This window comes from Modestobacter caceresii (assembly GCF_000761485.1).
In the GTDB taxonomy this organism is placed as follows: Bacteria; Actinomycetota; Actinomycetes; order Mycobacteriales; family Geodermatophilaceae; genus Modestobacter; species Modestobacter caceresii.
Map to the genome: position 1 here is coordinate 1 of NZ_JPMX01000073.1, position 4,614 is coordinate 4,614.

A 4,614-nucleotide genomic window follows, 5' to 3' on the forward strand; every position below is an offset into this window, starting at 1 on the left:
GACGGGGTCAACCTCGTAGAGATCGCCGAGGCAACCGGGCGCCGGACACTGCCGGCCGCGGTGACCGAGCTGGTCCGCCGCCGCGACCTCGGCCGGGTCGCGCTCACCGAGAAGGAGCAGCGGATCTTCACCACCTTCGTGCTCGGCTCGGTGGCCGACGAGCTGCGCCAGCAGTTGCTGTGGTCCACCCGGCAGGTCGAGCTGATGAACGAGCGGCTGGCCGGCATCCGCACCAGCCACGGGATCGGGGTGGAGATCCGCTGGCCGCTGGCCGAGGACGCCTCCGGCTCGGCCGCGCGGATCGAGGAGCTGGTGCGCACCCGGGCCTCGGCCCGCTCGGTCGACGCCAACGCCGAGCTCACCGAGCTGCTGCGGGCGCGGGTGGAGGAGCAGCTGCGCACCGACCCGGCGCAGGGCTACGCCACGGCGCTGCGCGCGGCGCTGGACCACCGGTCCTGGCACACCGTCGAGGTGTACATCCTCGGGCCCACCGCAGGAGAACGGCGCCGGATCAGCCGCCGGGCCCGGCTGTCGCAGGGCGAGACGCGGGTGGTCAGCTACCTGGCGCTGTTCGCCGCAGCCGACGCGTTCTTCGCCGGTCTGCCCGACCCGGTGGCACTGCGCCTGATCCTGCTCGACGACGCCTTCGCCAAGGTCGACGAACGCACGATCGGGGAGCTCATGACCCAGCTCGTGCGTCTCGACCTGGACTTCGTGATGACCGGCCACGCGCTGTGGGGGTTCGGGCCGGGCGTCCCGTCGCTCGACGTCTACGAGGTGCGGCGGGCCGAGGGCACGGCGGCGATCACCACCCGGGTGCACTGGGACGGCACCAGTCGGCACGTGTTCGGATGAACGACCCCGGTGCCCGGTTGTGGGCCGAACTGCGCGATCCGGTCCTGGGGCCGGTGTGGGCCGCCGTCCGCCGGCGGTTGGAGGCGACCGGGCTGCAGGCGGTGGGCGCGGTCGAGGTGCCGCTGGACGAGGGGGCGGCAGACCTGCTCGGCGGGATGCTGGGCAAGGCACTGCGGCCGGGCCGGCGAAGGTTGTCGTTGCCGGAGCTGGACACTGTGCTGCTCGCCTCGCCTGCTGCGACATCGTTGGTCGGAGTCGCCGTCGAGCTGGGCGGACCGCTGCGCGACCGCCCAGCGGAGAAGCTGGCAGCCGACCAGCGACGGAAGGGCGCCGAGGACACCTGGAACTCGTTGCTCGCCGTCGCCGGGCTGGCCGGGGCGCCGTGGGTGCCGAGGTGGACCGCCGCGATGCGAGCGGACGGACTGCTGACACCGGCCTCCGTTGAGTCCTTCGCCGTCGCCGTTCCCGCGGTGGCACTGGTGCTGCGAGACCCGACCCAGCGGACGCTGGGTGAGCTGGCCGCGGTCGTCGCCGGAGACGCGCACGCGCTGGACGCCGGTCGTCGGGCCGGGCTCATCGCGCTGCGCGGGTTGGCCGCCGCACGGAGCGAACTGCCGCCGACGACGGCCGATGAGCGGAGCAGGCTCTGGGGTCGGACCGGGATACGCACCGACGACGTGTCGGGGACGGTGCTGGTGCTCGGCTGGCGGCCACCCGGGACCACCCGGTGGGCCGGGATGATGCGGGAGCGCGCCGACCTGGGCCTGCCGACCCACCTGACGCTGCGGGAGCTGCGGGCTGCGGGTGGCCCATCGGCCGCACCAGGAGACATCGTGCACGTGTGTGAGAACCCCCAGGTGGTGCAGGCCGCGGCCGACCGTGCGGGCTCCCGGCCAGTGGTCTGCCTGCAGGGCAACCCGTCGGCGGCCGGGGTGCTGCTCGTCGAACGGCTGGTGCGCGACGGCGCCCAGGTGCGCTACCACGGGGACTTCGACTGGCCCGGTCTGGCCATCGCCGGACGGGTGCTGGCCCGCGGCGCCACGCCGTGGCGGCTGGGCACCGAGGACTACCTGGCCTCGCTCCCGGCCGGAAGTGGGGTACCGCTCAGCGGCGCCGAGGTGCCGACGCCGTGGGACCCGGACCTGCGGATCGCCATGCGGGAGCACGGCCGCGCAGTCCACGAAGAGGCGTCCATCGACCTTCTGATCGCCGACCTGGACACCGGATCGGTGGAGGGGTCCGTGTCGTCGGCGGTGTCCGGGTAGCGGCGGCGACGTCGTCTTCGGGCCTGCTCCTCGGTCTCCACGCCCTCCGCGAGGAGCGTCAGCTCCAGTGCCTCGGCCAGCGCCACCGCGCTGCCCAGCAGCCGGGCCCGCCAAGGTGGCCAGCACCGTGTCCGGGAAGTGGGGGTCGTCCAGCGCCCTCACAGGTCACAGCTGCAGATGGACCCGCATCGCCTCGTCCAGCTCGTCCATGAGATTCGGCGGCACCTGACCGAGCACCGCGCCGATCCGCTCGACTGCCACCGACCGGATCTGCTCGCCCTGTGCCTTCGAATCGGCCGGCAGACCGGTGCGCTCGGCTGGCAGCAGGGCTTGGAAGGGGAAGACCCGTGCGACGTTGCTGGTCACCGGGACGACGGTGACCACCCCTCGACCGAGACGCGCAGCCGTGGCGTTGGCCCGGTCGTTGCTCACGAGCACGGCCGGCCGTCGCTTATTCGCTTTCGTGCCACGCACCGGCTCGAGGTCGACGAGCCGGACCTCACCGCGGCGCATCAGCCACGCCGTCCGCCACGACGGCGTTCCACACCGCTTCATCGCCGGAGGTCTCCCACTCCTCCCACACGACGGCGTAGTCGCGCTCGAGGTCTTCCTGTCGCAGGAGTCGCAGCGCACGTTGGATCACCGCGGAACGCCCCGGGAGTCCCGAGGTGCGGGCGTACTCGTCGATCAGTGCAACGTCGTCGTCGGGGAGGCTGACGCTGAGTTTCACACCCGGATACTACCGACGGTAGCAAGAAGGTAGCAATGACCGTGCTGGCGTACGCGGCGACGTCAGCTCTCACTCAGGCACCCCCACATCGGGCGAACCGCCGGACGACGCAGCCGTCGTCGGTTATCGTGGTGCGGTTCCTGAAATCCGTGTGTAACAACCTGCTGCCGGCAGCTCCGGCGGATCAAGGCGGCACGCCCGATCCGCAGCAGAGGTCATGTTCCACACGCGCTCATCGAGCTACGAGCTCATCCGGCACGCCGGGTTCTCCTACTTCCCGCTCGCCTTCATCGCGCGGCTCCCGTTCGCGATGATGACCGTCGGCGTCCTCACCCTCGTCGTCGCCGAGCGCGGCTCGGTGACCCTCGGCGGGCTCAACTCCGCCGCCGCCGGCATCGGCACCGCGCTGGCCGGCCCCCTGCTCGGCGCTGCCGCCGACCGGCTCGGCCAGCGCCGCGTGCTCGTCCCAGTCGGGCTGGTCAACGCCACCCTGCTCGCCGCCTTCCCGTTCGTCGTCGCCAGCACCACGCCAGCCCTCGCGCTGCTCGCCATGTCGGTGCTGATCGGTGCCTCGGCGCCGCAGATCGCGCCGATGTCGCGCACCCGACTGGTCGCCATCATCAAGCGGTCGGTCCAGCGCAACCAGCGCGAGCGGGTGCTGAACGGGACGATGGCCTACGAGTCCGCCGCCGACGAGACCGTCTTCATCGTCGGCCCCTTCCTCGTCGGGCTGCTCGCCACCGCCATCGCCCCCTGGCTGGCCATCGCCGGCGCCTCGGCGCTGACCTTCGTCTTCGTCACCTGGTTCGCGCTGCACCCCACCGGGCGACTGCACCCCGGAGCGCAGGACGCCCGCCACGAGCAGGCGCCCGCCCGGGAGCTCGCCCGCCTCCCGCTGGTCACGGTGGTGGCCGGCACGCTCGGCATCGGCTTCTTCTTCGGCGCCACCCTCACCTCGCTCACCGGCTTCCTCGCCGCCGACGGCAGCGGCGACCGCGCCGGGCTGCTCTACGGCGTCATGGGCATCGGCTCGGCCGCCCTCGCCCTGGGGTCCGCCGCCTTCCCGGAGCGGTTCAGCCTGCGGGCGCGGTGGCTGGTCTTCGGGTCGCTGATGCTCGCCGCCGCGATCGCCTACGCCACCGCCCGGTCGGAGCTGACCCTGATCGTCGCCCTCGCCGTCCTCGGTTGCGGCATCGGTCCGACGCTGGTCAGCCAGTACAGCCTCGCCGCCCAGCTCAGCCCACTCGGCCGCTCGGCGACCACCATGACGCTGCTCGGGTCCGCCGTCGTCGTCGGACAGGCGGTCTCCTCCGCCGTCACCGGCGTCGTCGTCGACCGGCTCGGCGCCGGCACAGCGCTCGCCCTCCCCGCCGTCGCCGCCGCGATCGTGGTCGCCGCCGCGCTCGCCCACATCGCCGCCACACCCCACGTCGACCGGCAGCCGGAGCGGGAGCTCGTCCCCGCCTGAGAGGGTGTTGGGTAACTGATCCAGCGCGGTCGTGAGGGCGCGATCTGTTCCTGGTCGGGTTCGGCGTGGCGCCACCGGTCGGGTCGGGTGGTGGTGAGGCTTCCGGGGGCATGTGCGTGTGCACGTGCAAGCCGGCGTACTCCTCGTCGTTGACCGATGCCGAGTGGGCGTTGGTGGAGCCGTTGCTGCCTGTCCACGATCCGCATGCGGGGGGCCGGCCGCTCAAGCACGACCGCCTGCTGGTCCTGGACTCGATCCTGTATGTGCTGGTCAGTGGGTGTGCGTGGCGGCTGCTG

At 72.6% G+C, this 4,614-nt stretch carries 6 protein-coding genes; 4 read left to right on the forward strand and 2 right to left on the reverse strand.

All coding sequences use genetic code 11. The annotated features are described in order from the left end of the window. Window positions 1-855: SbcC/MukB-like Walker B domain-containing protein (locus IN07_RS15030; protein ID WP_036336958.1), on the forward strand; the 855-nt coding region annotated here is incomplete at its 5' end. Further along, entirely contained in the window at window positions 852-2,120 is a 1,269-nt protein-coding gene (locus tag IN07_RS15035; protein ID WP_052091302.1) for a TIGR02679 family protein, read from the forward strand. The genes IN07_RS15030 and IN07_RS15035, both read left to right, overlap by 4 nt. Window positions 2,121-2,285: 165 nt before the next feature. Here IN07_RS15035 and IN07_RS15040 read toward each other — a convergent pair whose 3' ends face one another. Together IN07_RS15040 and IN07_RS15045 are read right to left on the reverse strand one after the other, a co-directional pair. Beyond that, on the reverse strand, window positions 2,286-2,675 hold the full coding sequence (locus IN07_RS15040; protein WP_331437138.1) for a type II toxin-antitoxin system PemK/MazF family toxin: 390 nt from the start codon (window positions 2,673-2,675) through the stop codon (window positions 2,286-2,288). Continuing rightward, a complete protein-coding gene (locus IN07_RS15045) occupies window positions 2,620-2,850 on the reverse strand; it encodes a ribbon-helix-helix domain-containing protein (RefSeq protein ID WP_036336962.1) in 231 nt (76 codons plus the stop codon). The genes IN07_RS15040 and IN07_RS15045 overlap by 56 nt, the downstream gene beginning before the upstream one ends. Window positions 2,851-3,067: 217 nt before the next feature. On the opposite strand from IN07_RS15045, the gene IN07_RS15050 reads away from it, so the two are divergent. After that, complete coding sequence (locus IN07_RS15050; protein WP_036336964.1) at window positions 3,068-4,318, forward strand: MFS transporter; 1,251 nt, start codon at window positions 3,068-3,070, stop codon at window positions 4,316-4,318. 110 nt (window positions 4,319-4,428) lie between these two features. Then, window positions 4,429-4,614, forward strand: a 186-nt coding sequence (locus IN07_RS15055) for an IS5 family transposase (RefSeq protein ID WP_036336966.1), incomplete at its 3' end; no start/stop codon positions are given.